The organism is Pseudoclavibacter helvolus (assembly GCF_049707175.1).
Classification (GTDB): Bacteria; Actinomycetota; Actinomycetes; order Actinomycetales; family Microbacteriaceae; genus Pseudoclavibacter; species Pseudoclavibacter helvolus_A.
The window spans coordinates 1-14176 of the sequence record NZ_JBNAFM010000020.1; the positions used below are offsets into that span (position 1 = coordinate 1).

Below are 14176 nucleotides of genomic sequence, written 5' to 3' on the forward strand. Positions count from 1 at the left end.
CAATCACCACAGACCCCACACCGGGATCGGCGGCCAACGCCCCTCAGACCGTGTTCACAACCTCACGGGTCAATACAACTAGCCATCGCCGACATGCTCTTGACACTTGCAGCGCACTGCGCTGATCTCGGGGTGCTTGTGTCCCCTCAACCCAGATGTGCAGATTGCTGCCCTTGAAGCTCCCACTGCCGGCAACGAGCCGTTGATCAGGTTATGGGCTGCTCAGTCACGTCGAGCACAAGAATGATTGGCCCCATGAGCGGGTCCAGCTCGCTTGAAACTAGACGCATTGTCATCATGGAAGTGCGTGTGGGGGTGCTTGCGCTTGGCTGTGCGTCAGCAGCGTAGCCCCTCTACTCTCTTCGAGCATCTGATCGACCTACTTCGGAGAGGGGCCGAGCGCGGGCAATCGCCGATGGCGGATTGTTCTGGCTCCCGCACAACCTTGATGACCACTTGTGGCAGCAAATCGGCAGTCCGAACGCCATCGATCGCATGGCTGGACCGGGCCCGGATGTATCCGCAGTCGACCGTCAGAGCGAGTTCAGCCACTTTATGAAGGGAGCGGCTACGTCCGGGTCTCGCCCCGCGGTCACCGACCTGGCCGTTTCGTTCGCACGGTAGGCTGCCGCGATCGCATCGACTTCGGTCAGTATTCTCCGCGCTACCCTGATGTTGCGATTCCACTTACGGTCGAGGCCCGCGACGTGTTCTATTTCAATGGTTTTGACACCCGAGAGTTTGGCGAGGTGGTCGAGTTGGGCTCTCATCTCGCGAAGACGATCCAAACTTGCGGTTTCCCATCGCCGGCAGTAGTCCATCATGACTTGGTCGCTCTCCCGCAGGTAGATGATGACAGAAGAGTCCCCCTGCACTTCAAACGGGTTGGGCGTGATGCTTTGATACGGCGGGGCGTGGTGGCTCCAGACCACTGCGGCTGGCGGCGTCCGAAGATGACGTTGATGTGCTGTCGCCCGAGCAGGCCCTTGCGTGGCGTTCAATTCCCCCTGCAGGCCTGATTGCTCCATAGCCTCGTCGCGGGTTAGCGCGAAGCCGTATCCGAGAGCAATCGAGACGAGTAGGCCGACCTCGTTCGCTCCAGAATCGATGTTGAGTCCGTACACGCATATGGATGTCAACTCTGGATTCGGAATGCGTACCCGGGGCAGCGACGGAGCTTCAGCATGGCTGATGGTCCACTTGGAGACGCCGGCGTCATTTTCCCGAACGAAACGAGGGCCTGATCTTGCTGGCGACGCGAAGGCTCGGCGCAGCACGTTTGTCCACAGCGGGTCGCGGAAGACCTCCACATCTTTGAGCGGGCGTCCGCTGACGTGGCGAATATCGACCCTGTCTTCAACGTGCATCCGACATTCCGCTGGTCCGGCCATCACGGGCCAGGTACCGACTGCCCATTCACCGGATTCCCGCGCAATTCGAACCAAGTTCGTGACTGCAGAGGACCGCTCGTGGTGGCTCAGCTCGTCTTCGAGGTCTCGTTTCCGCAGTTCCAGACGCTGAACGTGCCATGCAAGCGAGGCCAGGTCCTCCTCGCGCGCATTCGGCAGTAGCCCGGACTTGCGAAGTATGTAGGCAGGATCGTGTTCACCGCGAGCTGGTCCGCCCATGCCGAGAACTTCGCTGAGCACCGGCACTGCAGCAAGGGGAATCTTGGTAACTCCCTTTCGCCAGTTGCGAATGATGTCTACCGTATTCCCACCCAAGCTGGAGACTCGCGGGTTCATGGCCAGCTCTTGGTTGGTTATGCCGCGCAGACTCATGTACCTATCGAGCTCGCTCGCGAATACTGCGTGCGGGTTTGGCTGCTGATCGCTCACGGTAGAAACCTACCGCCGAGACGCAGGGACCCACCATCTACTGCTACGGGTTCGAGCGCATGCTGGACATGTCAGCACGAACAATCAGGAAGGAACACATCATGGCCGACAGCAAGTCGACGAAGATTGCCGGAGCCCTCATCGGTGGGGTGACGGCGATGGGCGGACTCCTCGGAGGCCCCGCCGTTCCGCCCGCATCCACACAAAGCGTGGAAGCTCAAGCTCGGCAGTCTCAAGCACAGATCGCTCGCGACCTCCGCAACGGAGGGCGAAAGCCTGGACAAACGGGCGGCAAGTAAGCGAACATTCGACGCAACTCCAGGCGCTGATCACGAGACGCGCAAACAGCAGGGAAAGGGCACGACGATGAGCAACCAGCAACAACCACCACCGAAGCCGCCTTCCAAGCCGGGGCCCGGGCAACCCAATCCGATCGGCAAGCCGCACTAGGTGGCAACGCTTGTCGGCCAGTCTGAAGTTCAGGGTGGTCGGCAAGCGCAACCGGTCGCGGGCGTGACAAGAGACACCGAGACGCACGCGCGTCTCCGTGTCCTGTGCGCTACAGGCCACTTGCATGAGCGTGCGACGCGGCCGTGGCAGTGCATAGACGTCCGTGGGAGAAGCGCCCACAGCTCGACTGCCGTGCCTTCCGAAGATGGTTGCGTTCGCGACTCGGTTGCCCTCCTGCGGATTGTTCCCGGGACGTTCCGTAGTTTACTAATAGCTAGCATGTGAGAGATTTGATTGAGATGGGAGCATCCGGAAAATGTCAAACGAATACCAGAAGAGGGAACTGCTAGAGCGGAAGAAGGTCCTCGAAGAGCTCCTACCAGCCACGAAAGAGTTTCTTGCAACCTCTTCGAATAACTACCAGCAACAGCGCTTGAAGGAGAGTATCGAAAAAGCTGAGAAAGAACTGAAGCTCATCAATGTCGCACTCCGCGCAATCTGAGCCCACGCTTAGTGTTGTTTCTCGCGAGCACTTCCAGGAGAGTCTCGCCAAGGTTCTCGCTGTTATTGATGAGGTGGCCAGTGGAAAGGTACTCGCGAGTGAAGACGAGAAACAGGTCGTTGGTCGTGTCAACGGCCTCATCGAGTGGATGGACCTGATTGAAGAACTCGATCCTGGTGTTATCTTTGCTGAGATTGTCTTCCCTTATTCAGCTTGGGCGGCTTCCGACCTCGTTCCGAAATTAGACCAGAGAGCTGAGGGTTGGCGATTCGCGCGAGGGATATTTTGGCACGCGGAACGTGTTTTCGGCGTTTACTCAGCGCACGCGACTCTCGGAGTCGACGTGGGCCCGCTGAAGAGCGACTTTCGGATGCTGAGTCAGATGATTTCATCTGAAGGCTGGGAGCGTCAGTCGAGATTCGAAGAGAAGCAGGCGGCACTGCGAGAGTTGGAACAACTCCTCGAAGAGTATGACCGCGATGAATCCAGAAAAAGCCAGTCCGCATCAAGTATTGCCATCTTCTATTCAGAGCATGATCCGATTTATGGAACTCGGTTCTACGATGCGGAACGCAGGTTCGTTGCAAGCGGTGCTTTGAGTGCGCGAGGAGACATTACGTACTGGGATGGGAAGGGTGAGGTGATGGCCTACTACTTCTCCGCGCTTCATTCGTTTTCCTACCAAGGCGTATACCGAGAACTCCGGCCAGAATTGCCTGACGTGGCGCACTTCACAGATCTTCATTGGTCTGCGACGTGATGGTTTTCACATTTGGCATCGATGATGTTTCACTTCGCTCGCAGTCATGCGAGTCTTCCTTTGCCGAATGCCCGACGCGTTTTAGTTTCGATTTTCTGTCACAGTTCTTTTGGAAAGGTGCGCTAAATTGAAACCTGGTTCGCGTGTAGAACGGCAGTTGGTCCTAGAAAGGTACGTCAAGAGGGTTGGGCGGTTGAGGGGCGTGCGGTTTTTCGGCGTCCTTTGGTTGACTTCCTCTACGATTGTCTTCATCACGGCGCTCGTCGTTCCGCTAGCGTCAGAGAAGCAGTTTGTAGAGAATCTCACATGGAAGTGTGTGGCAATGGGCACATTGCTCTACTCACTAGCCGCGTTATTCATTTTTGGATCAGTGCAGCGGGAGAAGCGCAATGCCATCGAATCGCAAATGGCGTTCGAGTCCAAAGAACGCAAACGTCGGAAGCGTGATAAGCGACAGCAAGCCGAGGAGTCACGCCGGCGTGAGTACCTGCAAGAGCAGGCCTTGCACGAGGCTGCGCGGAATCACGCCAGAGAAAGAACTGCCCGCCAGAGGCAAGTCACCTGGGTGCGCAGGATTGCTCCCTCATTAGAACAGCGTCGGCAAGAGTTTCGTGAGGCCAAGCAGGGTCAGCTAGGTGATTTAGTCGAGTTCGCCGAAGCGAGTTGCGCGCTGATGCATCGAGAGGTGTACGAGCAACATTCGAAAGTCCGAAACGAAGCGAAATTGCACCGAGATTCGCTGGTCCGGGTGCGATCGAGTCTCGAAGTGGCAGAAATCAGACTGGGCCAGCCCCGCTATGTTCCTTTTTGGGAGTCCGTGGAGGATGCGCTCGGTGCCCTAGACGCTCATTACCAGTCTGCGAGCACGTTGGTCGATCTGCTGAGCAAGTGGCCCGGGCGACTCGCGACTCTGGCAGGAGATCGGGATCTTATTGCGAAAATGGAGGACCCCCTATTCCTCAGCTTTCTCGTGGAGAGTAGTCCCTGGGGGTCTTTGCGCGTCGATGCGGACGGGAGATCCATGTCTGGTTTGCAGAGGCTACAATCTGATCGTGAAGTGTTCATTGATGCTCATATGGAGAGCAGGGGATTGGTGGACTTTTTGTCAGCTGATCCTGAGTTCGAAAGATTCAAATCATCTCACAGGGCCGCGCTGGCTCTACTAGACGAAGCTGCTCAAATTGAGCCAGTCAAGATCGATGTGGTCGACGCTTCCGTCCTTTTGAACCTCGAAAAGCAGGTTGAAGCGTTGGTCGACCAAGCATTTTCGGATCCGCACTTTAGTCACATCTATGAAGTGCGCCGAAATACTCGGTCAATCGAAAGTTTGTCGCAGGACATCACGTCTCGATTCCGGTCGCTGTCGGATTTCGCGCTATCAAGTCACCGGGAGCTCGCTCACTTAGTCACGCGATTAGAATGATCGTTTCGTCATGCAGTTCGCGTCCAAACGTCTACTACTTCAATCCCGCCGAGCCGCGCGGCTCCGTCGCGAGGAGCGGGCCACGGCGCTGACGCGAACGAGGTTGCTCTTGCCTGGTCGCAGGCTCGGAGGGGTGGTGCTGCGATCGATCCGCACGGATTCGAATTCGTACCTGGCGTTCTGGTTCGTGTCCCAGAGCTCGCCTCCGACCCGGATCTCAATCTGGTGTTCGGATACGAAGCTTCGAGGATGTTCGTCCCAGGTTGCGAAGTGGTCGTTGTCTCCCACTTCGTATGCTCCGAAGCGCAACGTATGCGTTTCGCCCTGCAGCAAGGGCGTGAAGGTCTGCAGCTTTCTCAACTCTGCCTCATCGAGGAGGCCGACGTCTGGGATCGTGATGCGTTGCAGAGAGTGCTGTTGGAACGTCTGCAGTGCCTTCACGAAGCGTGCATAGGCCCGGGCACTGGTCGAGATCGCTTCTTGGTCGAAGTGCCAGGGCTTCAAATACGTGGGCCCGCCTCGGATTGCGAACTCGAGGCTGTTCCCCGGCAGGTCGGCCACGAGTTCGATGCCTGGGAGAACTGCGTGTGGTTCCACGCCAAGTGTGAGCGCTGGGTCGTAGGCCACCTGAAGCGTGTCGGGGTGCTCTTCGGATCCAATGAAATACTCGAAGTGCACGGCCGGACCAAGGTGGATCCGGAACCATCTACCGCTACCAATCTGGCCGACAGCAGTTTCCGCATCTGTGACAAGAACAGTTCCCAGGATGTTGCCGTCAGGATCCCGGAGTCGCGCTTCGAGTGGAGGTAGCGGGGCTTCTCCATGTGGGGCGAGCAGCGAGGCTTTCATCAGGCTGCTCGCGTCCGCGGTCGTTCCGGCTGGACCTTCGTTGTTGTGGATCCTGCCGGGGGCTTGCAGGAGGGGAGCGCCGTAGCGGACGAAGCGTTCGAGTGCTACGGCCTCCTCTCGCGTCGAGGGCGTGAATGTCACGTTGCTTCGAATGGGGCGAACAGTTGTAGACATGGGGGAACGAGCGATCACGTGAGTCACGATGCACTGGTTGTCGCTGATCTCTCGCTGGATGGTTTCAACGAGACCGGGTCTGTGGTTCCTTCGCAGGGCCTCGGACGAGGGCGGTTCCTTCAATGATCCGGAACGGACTTCGACTTCGTAGCGGTAGAAAGGGTCAACCTCGTCCAGCGCTTGACAGAGCTGCAACATCCGCTCCTCGATCGAGGACAACAGCGGATCGCCGCGATCGTCAGTTGGCGGTCGCCCACCGGCCAGCGCGGTCGCCATGAGATCGCGCAAACGTTGCTCGCCGTCGCCAAAAAAGTAGGCAGCGATCTTGGGGTTGTCTGCGGCCCAGGCATCCAACGTCGTGCGCCCAATCCACCGGGTTTCGACACCAGAATCGTCGGTGAGCTCGGCCAACCACTGTTCATTTTCGGGAGTTGGATCCAGGGGCAGCACGAGCGCCCAGAACTTGACGGCGCGGGTCGGCAAGATCTTGTCTCTGAAGCGATGCCAGGAGTCTCGTATCTGCCGCTTCGATGATGAGCTCAGATTCGTTGCGAACCGCTTGACTTGGTAAATCTCCCAGCCCGCTTCAGTCGGGATCTGGACGTCCACGCCACGGTCGCCCTTACCCGGCCGTATGCGGTTCCCGACGCCCGCACCCAGCAGTAGGTGGGCAGCAGCGAAGTCCTCAACGTCCTCGCCCTGCATACGTTCCCAGTTGATCGTGGTCACGAAACAAGTATCTGGACGCAGCGCGCTCGGCGGATGCCGACGCGCTTGCGCGGCAGAGACTCGTGACCCGTCGAGCACAAGAGGAGGTCATATGTGAGGGTGCGCCAATCAGGAAGAATGCCTCGTATACGAAGATAAATGGTTAAACGCGGTCCCCCTCACGCGTGTTCGTGGCGCGGGGTGGGGTCCCCGAGCTCACCTCGACCGTCGTCCCCGAGAGCGAACTGCGCGACCTGATTGAGCGGATGCTCCAGTCGAGTGGTCGCCGCGTCGACCTGTCGTCGCCGTTCGTCGACGCGTCGCTCCCCAACGGTGAACGCCTACATGTGGCCGTCCCCGAGGTGACACGCCGCTATCCGTCGGTGAACATCCGCAAGTTCTCCCGCCGCATCCGGGACCTCTCGCACCTCATCGAGCGCGAGGCGCTGACCGCGCAGGCCGCTGAGTTTCTGCGCCTGGCGGTCCTCGCCGGTTGCAACATCCTCGTCTCGGGCGCGACCCACACGGGGAAGACCACCATGATCAACGCCCTCCTTTCCTCAGTTCCGAGTGAAGAACGCATCGTCACGGTCGAGGAGACGTTCGAGCTCGACCTGGTGGCGCGCGACGTCGTGGCCCTGCAATGCAGGCAGCCGAGCCTTGAAGGCACGGGCGAGATCACGCTGCGCCGTCTCATCAAAGAGGCCCTACGAATGCGACCAGATTGGTTGGTGGTCGGGGAGGTCCGCGAAGCGGAGAGCCTCGACCTCCTCATCGCCTTGAACAGCGGCATGCCGGGGATGTGCAGCATTCATGCGAACTCGGCCCGCGACGCGCTCACCAAACTCTCGACGCTCCCGCTCCTCGCCGGGCGCAACATTGACAGCTCCTTCGTGGTGCCGACGGTTGCAAGCTGCATCGATCTCGTCGTGCATCTCGAGATGACGTCCAGCGGTACTCGGCACGTCAGTGAAGTCCTCGCCCCGACCGGCGTCGTCACGGGGCAGGTCATCGAGGCGGCTACGCTCTTCCAGCGCGGCCGGGGCCAGCTTGAGTCGACGGGTTCGCCACCGCCTCGATCCGCGAAGTTCGAAGCACGCGGCGTGGATGCCGCTCGTGTGCTGCGGAGGGCGCTGTGAGTGTGCTCCTCGCGCTCATCATGGGCGCAGGCGTCTCCACCCTGCTGAGTGTGTGGCTCTGGCCGAGGAGTGAGGGGCTTGCGGCGCGTCGACACTCCGCACTCGCGGACTTCCGATCAGACCTGAGGCGAGCTGGCTTCGAACGTGTTCCAGTCGGCGTCTTCGGGGGCGCGGCCGTCGTGCTCGGCCTGACGCTCAGTGCAGTCGGCCTGGCACTCACCGGAGTGATCGCGGTCGCGATCATCGCGCTGGTCGCCGGCATCGTCAGCCCGTTCCTCGTCGTCCGAGTTCGGTCGACGCGGCGGCGCACGCGGAACCGCCTCGTGTGGCCGGACGTGATCGACCACCTGGTGGCCTCGGTGCGGTCGGGCATAGCGCTGCCCGAGGGTGTGGCAGGGCTCGCAGAGTCAGGACCAATCGCCCTGCGAGAGGACTTCGCGGCGTTCACCAGGCAGTACCGGCTCACCGGTAGCTTCCGCGTGGCCCTTGACGATCTCAAAGAGCGATTGGCGGACCCGACAGCCGATCGGATTCTCGAAACGCTACGAATGTCTCGCGATGTGGGCGGTGCGGAACTGCCGACGGTGCTCAAGAGTCTCGGCGCCTACCTCCGTGAGGAGCAGGCGGTGCGCCACGAGGTCGAAGCCAAGCAGTCCTGGGTGATGAATGCCGCCAAGCTGGGCTCGGCGGCCCCATGGATCGTGCTCCTCATGTTGGGCACCAGGCCCGAAGCTGCGGTCGCGTTCAACAGCTTCGATGGAGTGGTCGTGATCGCGGTGGGACTCATCGCCACGGTCGTGGCTTACCTTCTGATGCTTCGCATCGCCAGGCTCAGAGACGACCGCCGGTGGTTCGCATGACTGAGACGCTCGGGTGGGCGGTGCTCTGCGGCCTGGGCCTCGGCCTCGGTCTGTGGACGATGCTCGCCGCGGCACCCCGCATCTCGAGACCGAGCCTCGCCGAGCGTCTCGCCCCACATCTCCTCGATGTGTCGGCAGCAGCGCGCGCAGACGTGCAGAAGACAGCGACCGATCCGCTCCCGATTCTGGGCACGCTGGCTGCGCCACTTGCAGCCAGAGGACGGCGCCTGCTTGACGAGCTGCTCGGTGGTAACGAGCGCATCGCGAGTCAGCTTCGGCAGAGCGGATCGTCGATCGGGATCGAACGCTTCAGGGCAGAGCAACTCACTTGGGGTCTGGCGGCCGCGGGGATCGGTCTGGCGCTCGTGCTCCTCGTCGGGGTGACCCGCGGTATGCCGATCGTCGCTCAGATTCTCCTACCTGTGCTGCTTGGGGCCGTGGGTGTCTCCGCGCGTGACCAGGCGCTCTCGCGAGCTGCAGATCGACGACATCGGCGCATCGCCAGCGAATTCCCGACCGTGATCGAGTTCCTCTCGCTCAGTCTCTCCGCGGGCGAAGGCGTCTTCGACAGCGTCAAGCGGGTCTCTCGCGTGAGCACGGGAGAACTCGCCAAGGAGTTCGCTCGAGTCGTACAGCACGTCAACACCGGGGTCTCCTTGGCCGACGCGCTGCACGAGATGTCATCTGGAGTCCGGTATCGGCCCCTCGACCGCTGCGTAGAGCACATGATCTCGGCACTGGAGCGCGGCGCTCCGCTCGTCGAGGTGCTGAGAGCGCAGGCGGGCGACGCACGCGAGCTCGGCAAGCGCGACCTCCTGGAAGCAGCTGGACGCAAAGAAGTCCAGATGCTCGTGCCGCTCATCTTTCTCATCCTTCCGACCACCATCCTGTTCGCCCTCTACCCGGCCGTCTTCGTGCTCCGAACGAGCTTCTGACGCCCTCTCCGAAAGGTACGACCATGCAGTTCCTCAACGCCATCCGAACCCGCGCCCACTCAGACCGAGGAGACGTGCCGGGGTGGGTACTCATCACGATCATGTCGGCCGGCATCGTGATCCTCCTCTGGACTGTCGCGGGGGATCTCCTCGTCGACGTCTTCCAGAATGCGATCACCCGAGTCAGTGACTTCAGCTAGTCGACGCCTCGCACGACCTCGCTCGACGCTCGACGACGACCAAGGATCGGCGGTCGCAGAGTGGGTCATGGTGTCAGCCATGTTGCTCCTGCTCACCGTCACCGTGCTGCAGGTCGGCTTCGCCCTGTACGTCCGGACGACGCTGCTGGATGCGGCGGGCGAGGGAGCGAGGCACGCGGGCCTGTTCGGGGCAGGCGCGGAGGCGGGGGAGCGTCGAACAGCGGACCTCATCGCCGCGAGCCTCGGAGTCGGATACGCCCAGGACATCGAGGCCACCACGGCCGAGCTGCACGGCGCGACAGTGATCGCCGTCACCGTGCGGTCGCCGCTGCCGCTCCTCGGCCTCCTCGGGCTCCCTGAATCGTTGGAGGTGACGGGCCATGCACCGATGGAAGCGCTGGACGATCTATGACGATCGCGGGTCTGCCTCGTTGGAGTTCCTCGCTCTCGGTACCCTGCTGATCGTGCCGCTGGCGTATCTCATGCTCACGCTCTCGGCGCTGCAGGGGGCCAGCGTCGCAGCCGAATCGGCCGCGAGAAGCGCAGCCCGGCTTCTGGCCTCCGACCCTGAATCGCCGCAGACGCTCGAACTGGCCCAATCCACGATCGAGCTCGCGACAGCCGACCATGGCATTGACCTCGCGGCGATCCAGCAGCACGTCGAGTGCAGCAGCCCCGGTGACGCGTGCACCTCCCCGGGGGCGGTCGTCTCCGTGACCGTCACGATCGCCGTCCCGATGCCGTTCGCGCCGAACCTCACCGAGGGAGCGGCTCCGCTCTCGATACCGACCAGTGCAACCTCCTCGTTCGCCGTGACGCGATTCGGATCGGCCTCGTGACCCCGCACAGACGGGAGGGATGCACGCTGCTGAAGCTTGTGCGCACCGAGCGCGGCAGTGTGCTTCCGCTCATCCTCGTGTACCTCATGATCGGGCTGACGACCGCGTACGTCCTCGCCGCCGCCACATCGCTTTCCATCGAGCGCAAGCGCCTGCTCAGCGTCGCGGACGCCGTGGCCCTCGCGGCGTCGGAGAGTTTTTCCGCAACGGACGTCGCGTTCGGCGCCGGCGGCCTCACGCCGAAGCTCGAACAGTCGCGAGTGGAGCAACGATCCCTCGCGACGCTGGACGACCTCGCGAGCGCAGGACACGGGACCGTCTCGCTCGTCTCCGCCACGACGCCGGACGGGGTCACGGCGCATGTCGTGCTCTCCGGACACTGGACGCCGCCACTCGCGCACGCGCTCCTCCCTGCCGGCCTTGAGATCACCGTCTCGAGCGACGCGAGGGTGGTGCTGAGCTGACGCCTCGCGAGGCGAGCCGCGCCGCCCAGCCCTGGCGACTAGTCTTGAGGGATCATGATCAACCTTGACCTCGCCTCGGAGATCGCTGCCCTGCGCAGCACCTTCGGAGACATCAGCGCCGTGCTCAACCCCGACAAGCTCCGCGCGAAGGTGGTGGAGCTCGAAGCCGCAGCTTCCGTCCCCGACCTCTGGAACGACACGGAGCACGCGCAGAAGGTCACTTCGGAACTCAGCCACGCTCAATCCGACCTGAAGCGACTCGAAGAGATCGAACGGCGCCTCGACGACCTCGAGGTCCTCGCACAGATGGCCGTCGAGATGGAAGACGAGGACACGGCCGAGGAAGCCAGAACCGAGCTCAAGGCCATCACCAAGGTCATCGGCAACCTCGAGGTGCAGACCCTCCTCGACGGCGAGTTCGACCCGAGGCCGGCCGTCATCACCATTCGTGCGGGCGCCGGCGGAGTCGATGCCTCAGACTTCGCGGAAATGCTGCTGCGCATGTACCTCCGTTGGGCGGAACAGCACAACTACAAGGTCTCCGTCCTCGACACGAGCTACGCCGAGCAGGCCGGCATCAAGTCGGCGACGATCGAGATCGACAGCCCATACGCCTTCGGCACCCTTTCGGTCGAGGCGGGCACGCACCGCCTCGTGCGCATGAGCCCCTTCAACTCCGCGGGCAGTCGCGAGACGAGCTTCGCGGCCGTCGAGGTCGTTCCGCTCATCGAGCAGACCGAGTCGATCGAAATCCCGGACAACGACATGCGAGTAGACGTGTTCCGCTCGTCTGGCCCCGGTGGCCAGTCGGTCAACACGACCGACTCCGCGGTCCGCATCACACACCTTCCCACCGGCATCGTCGTCAGCTGCCAGAACGAGAAGAGCCAGATCCAGAACCGCGCCGCGGCCCTCCGAGTGCTGCAGTCCCGGCTCCTGCTGCTCCGCCGCGAAGAGGAGAACGCGCAGAAGAAGGAACTCGCGGGCAACATCACGGCGAGCTGGGGCGACCAGATGCGCTCCTACGTCCTGGCCCCCTACAAGATGGTCAAGGACCTTCGCAGCCAGCACGAGACGGGCAACACCGACAAGGTGTTTGACGGTGACATCGACGCCTTCATCGCGGCCGGCATCCGCTGGCGCAAGCGCGGGGAATCCGAGGCGGTGTAACCCGCCCTGAGGTCGGCCGCGTCTGGCAAGTTCTGCATGTCGCACAGAGCAGCGGCTCATCCGGTGCCTACCCTGTTAGCGCCATGATCAGATTCGATAACGTCGCCAAGGTCTACCCTGGCACCGCCGCCCCCGCACTCGACGACATCACCTTCGAGGTGCTGCGTGGAGAGTTCGTGTTCCTTGTCGGCCCGTCAGGCTCGGGCAAGTCCAGCGTGCTCCGCCTCATCCTTCGCGAAGACGCCCCGAGCCGGGGACAGGTGCACGTGCTCGGCCAGGACCTCCGCCGCATCTCCAACCGCAAGGTGCCGTACTACCGACGCAGCATCGGCATGGTGTTCCAGGACTTCCGCCTGCTCGCGGGCAAGACCGTCTTCGAGAACGTCGCCTACGCGCTCGAAGCGCTCGGCAAGTCTCGCGGGCACGTCGCGAAGGCCGTCCCGGACGTTCTTGAGACCGTTGGCCTCGGAGACAAGGGCAACCGCTTCCCACATGAGCTCTCCGGCGGCGAGCAGCAGCGAGTCGCAATCGCGCGAGCCGTCGTCAACAAGCCCGACATCCTGCTCGCGGACGAGCCCACCGGCAACCTCGACCCGGTGACGAGTCGCGGCATCATGCGCCTCCTCGCCCGGATCAACACGAACGGCACCACCGTCGTGATGGCCACACACGACGTCTCGATCGTCGACGAAGAGCGCAAGCGCGTCATCGAGCTCGACGGCGGCGTCATCATGCGCGATGAGTCCGACGGCGTCTACCAGCCAGGCGTCGTTCCCCTCGCCGAGGCGGAGAACGAAGCCTCGCCGCAGCTCGAGCACGACGACGAAACCGAACTGCCGACACCGGCACCGACATCCATCGCAGATTCGATTGCCTCGCGCGTCGCCGGCGAATCGACCCCCAAGACCTCAGGAGACAGCAAATGATCGGTCGCGTCTTCGCGGAGATGTGGCAGGGGCTTCGGCGCAACTCGAGCATGGTCATCTCCGTCGTGCTCGTCACGTTCGTCTCGCTGACGTTCGTGGGCGCCGGAATCCTCATGCAGCAGCAGATCAGCAGCATGAAGGCCTTCTGGTACGACCGCGCGCAGGTCTCTGTCGACCTCTGCTCGTCGGTCTCGAGCGCCCCGAACTGCGCCGGTGGGCAGGCGAGCGAGTCGCAGCGTGAGGCCGTCGAGGCGGCCTTGCAGGGCGCGGTCCTCACGCCGTACATCAGCGAGTACGTGTTCGAGGACCAGGATCAGGCATACGCCAACTTCCAGGATCAGTTCGCCGGTGACCCTATCGTGTCGTTCGTGGAGCCCGAGTACCTCTCGGAGAGCTTCCTCATCACGCTCACCGACCCGGACCGAGCTGACATCATCATCGAGCAGCTCGCCGGCTACGACGGCGTCGAGGCCGTTACCGACCAGCGTCAGTACCTCGAGAGTATCTTCGAGCTCTTGAACGTCGCGAGCCTCTCCGCCATCGGGGTGGCCATCGTGATGCTCGTCGCAGCCGCGCTCCTCATCGCGACCACGATCCGACTTTCCGCGATCAGCCGTCGACGCGAGATCGGCATCATGCGTCTCGTCGGAGCGTCGAACCGCTACATCCAGGCCCCCTTCATCCTCGAAGGTATCGTCGCGGCGCTCATCGGAGCGGTGCTGGCCTCGGCCGCCACGGTGGCCATCGCCCACTTCTTCGTGCAGGGCTACCTGGGTAGGCAGCTGCCGTTCGTCTCGCTCATTGGCGTGCCGGAAGCGCTCCTCGCGATTCCTGTCCTCGTCGTCGTGAGCGTGCTCCTGGCCTGGGTCTCGGCTCGCATCGCCATCAACAAGTACCTGAAGGTCTGACGCAGACGAAAACCGCGAAGTAGACCGATGG

General features: G+C 62.2%; 15 protein-coding genes and 1 pseudogene. 14 read left to right on the plus strand and 2 right to left on the minus strand.

Annotated elements, in window-relative coordinates; genetic code table 11:
• Window positions 1-533 precede the first annotated feature (533 nt).
• A complete protein-coding gene (locus ACPYN9_RS14605; RefSeq protein ID WP_424467276.1) occupies window positions 534-1838 on the minus strand; it encodes a hypothetical protein in 1305 nt (434 codons plus the stop codon).
• Window positions 1839-1939: 101 nt separating this feature from the next.
• Here ACPYN9_RS14605 and ACPYN9_RS14610 point away from each other — a divergent pair, with 101 nt between their 5' ends.
• From ACPYN9_RS14610 to ACPYN9_RS14625, 4 genes are all read left to right on the plus strand, one after another.
• Complete coding sequence (locus ACPYN9_RS14610; protein WP_424467277.1) at window positions 1940-2137, plus strand: hypothetical protein; 198 nt, start codon at window positions 1940-1942, stop codon at window positions 2135-2137.
• A 467-nt stretch (window positions 2138-2604) separates the two neighbouring features.
• Window positions 2605-2790 (plus strand): hypothetical protein, encoded by a 186-nt coding sequence (locus ACPYN9_RS14615; protein ID WP_424467278.1) that lies wholly within the window; start codon window positions 2605-2607, stop codon window positions 2788-2790.
• Window positions 2768-3550 (plus strand): hypothetical protein, encoded by a 783-nt coding sequence (locus ACPYN9_RS14620; protein ID WP_424467279.1) that lies wholly within the window; start codon window positions 2768-2770, stop codon window positions 3548-3550. The genes ACPYN9_RS14615 and ACPYN9_RS14620 overlap by 23 nt, the downstream gene beginning before the upstream one ends.
• A 322-nt stretch (window positions 3551-3872) precedes the next feature.
• A complete protein-coding gene (locus ACPYN9_RS14625; protein ID WP_424467280.1) occupies window positions 3873-4973 on the plus strand; it encodes a hypothetical protein in 1101 nt (366 codons plus the stop codon).
• A gap of 39 nt (window positions 4974-5012) precedes the next feature.
• Here ACPYN9_RS14625 and ACPYN9_RS14630 read toward each other — a convergent pair whose 3' ends face one another.
• The gene (locus ACPYN9_RS14630; protein WP_424467281.1) at window positions 5013-6725 is read right to left on the minus strand and encodes a hypothetical protein; all 1713 of its coding nucleotides are present in this window, start codon (window positions 6723-6725) and stop codon (window positions 5013-5015) included.
• A 152-nt stretch (window positions 6726-6877) separates the two neighbouring features.
• On the opposite strand from ACPYN9_RS14630, the pseudogene ACPYN9_RS14635 reads away from it, so the two are divergent.
• The 10 genes and pseudogenes from ACPYN9_RS14635 to ftsX all read left to right on the plus strand — a co-directional run.
• Window positions 6878-7843, plus strand: a pseudogene (locus tag ACPYN9_RS14635) (CpaF family protein); the annotation flags it as partial.
• Complete coding sequence (locus ACPYN9_RS14640; RefSeq protein ID WP_424467282.1) at window positions 7840-8703, plus strand: type II secretion system F family protein; 864 nt, start codon at window positions 7840-7842, stop codon at window positions 8701-8703. The pseudogene ACPYN9_RS14635 and the gene ACPYN9_RS14640, both read left to right, overlap by 4 nt.
• Window positions 8700-9638 (plus strand): type II secretion system F family protein, encoded by a 939-nt coding sequence (locus tag ACPYN9_RS14645; protein WP_424467283.1) that lies wholly within the window; start codon window positions 8700-8702, stop codon window positions 9636-9638. The genes ACPYN9_RS14640 and ACPYN9_RS14645 overlap by 4 nt, the downstream gene beginning before the upstream one ends.
• A gap of 23 nt (window positions 9639-9661) precedes the next feature.
• Entirely contained in the window at window positions 9662-9838 is a 177-nt protein-coding gene (locus ACPYN9_RS14650; protein ID WP_424467284.1) for a hypothetical protein, read from the plus strand.
• The gene (locus ACPYN9_RS14655) at window positions 9825-10250 is read left to right on the plus strand and encodes a TadE/TadG family type IV pilus assembly protein (RefSeq protein WP_424467285.1); all 426 of its coding nucleotides are present in this window, start codon (window positions 9825-9827) and stop codon (window positions 10248-10250) included. The genes ACPYN9_RS14650 and ACPYN9_RS14655 overlap by 14 nt, the downstream gene beginning before the upstream one ends.
• Window positions 10219-10677: a pilus assembly protein gene (locus ACPYN9_RS14660; protein ID WP_424467286.1), complete on the plus strand. Its 459-nt coding sequence runs from the start codon at window positions 10219-10221 to the stop codon at window positions 10675-10677. The genes ACPYN9_RS14655 and ACPYN9_RS14660 overlap by 32 nt, the downstream gene beginning before the upstream one ends.
• Entirely contained in the window at window positions 10674-11141 is a 468-nt protein-coding gene (locus ACPYN9_RS14665) for a hypothetical protein (RefSeq protein WP_424467287.1), read from the plus strand. Before ACPYN9_RS14660 ends, ACPYN9_RS14665 begins: the two co-directional genes overlap by 4 nt.
• A 54-nt stretch (window positions 11142-11195) precedes the next feature.
• Window positions 11196-12311: a peptide chain release factor 2 gene (gene prfB / locus ACPYN9_RS14670; RefSeq protein WP_424467288.1), complete on the plus strand. Its 1116-nt coding sequence runs from the start codon at window positions 11196-11198 to the stop codon at window positions 12309-12311.
• 83 nt (window positions 12312-12394) lie between these two features.
• Window positions 12395-13237, plus strand: a complete 843-nt coding sequence (ftsE, locus tag ACPYN9_RS14675) for a cell division ATP-binding protein FtsE (RefSeq protein ID WP_424467289.1) — start codon at window positions 12395-12397, stop codon at window positions 13235-13237.
• Window positions 13234-14145, plus strand: coding sequence for a permease-like cell division protein FtsX (gene ftsX, locus ACPYN9_RS14680; RefSeq protein WP_424467290.1), 912 nt, complete (start codon window positions 13234-13236; stop codon window positions 14143-14145). Before ftsE ends, ftsX begins: the two co-directional genes overlap by 4 nt.
• Window positions 14146-14176 lie beyond the last annotated feature (31 nt).

Bases quoted from the DNA above. Each gene is read 5' to 3' on its own strand.
- ftsX (WP_424467290.1), top strand. From the start codon at position 13,234: ATGATCGGTCGCGTCTTCGCGGAGATGTGGCAGGGGCTTCGGCGCAAC.
- ACPYN9_RS14660 (WP_424467286.1), top strand. From the start codon at position 10,219: ATGCACCGATGGAAGCGCTGGACGATCTATGACGATCGCGGGTCTGCC.
- prfB (WP_424467288.1), top strand. From the start codon at position 11,196: ATGATCAACCTTGACCTCGCCTCGGAGATCGCTGCCCTGCGCAGCACC.
- ACPYN9_RS14645 (WP_424467283.1), top strand. From the start codon at position 8,700: ATGACTGAGACGCTCGGGTGGGCGGTGCTCTGCGGCCTGGGCCTCGGC.
- ACPYN9_RS14625 (WP_424467280.1), top strand. From the start codon at position 3,873: ATGGGCACATTGCTCTACTCACTAGCCGCGTTATTCATTTTTGGATCA.
- ftsE (WP_424467289.1), top strand. From the start codon at position 12,395: ATGATCAGATTCGATAACGTCGCCAAGGTCTACCCTGGCACCGCCGCC.
- ACPYN9_RS14620 (WP_424467279.1), top strand. From the start codon at position 2,768: ATGTCGCACTCCGCGCAATCTGAGCCCACGCTTAGTGTTGTTTCTCGC.
- ACPYN9_RS14650 (WP_424467284.1), top strand. From the start codon at position 9,662: ATGCAGTTCCTCAACGCCATCCGAACCCGCGCCCACTCAGACCGAGGA.
- ACPYN9_RS14610 (WP_424467277.1), top strand. From the start codon at position 1,940: ATGGCCGACAGCAAGTCGACGAAGATTGCCGGAGCCCTCATCGGTGGG.
- ACPYN9_RS14615 (WP_424467278.1), top strand. From the start codon at position 2,605: ATGTCAAACGAATACCAGAAGAGGGAACTGCTAGAGCGGAAGAAGGTC.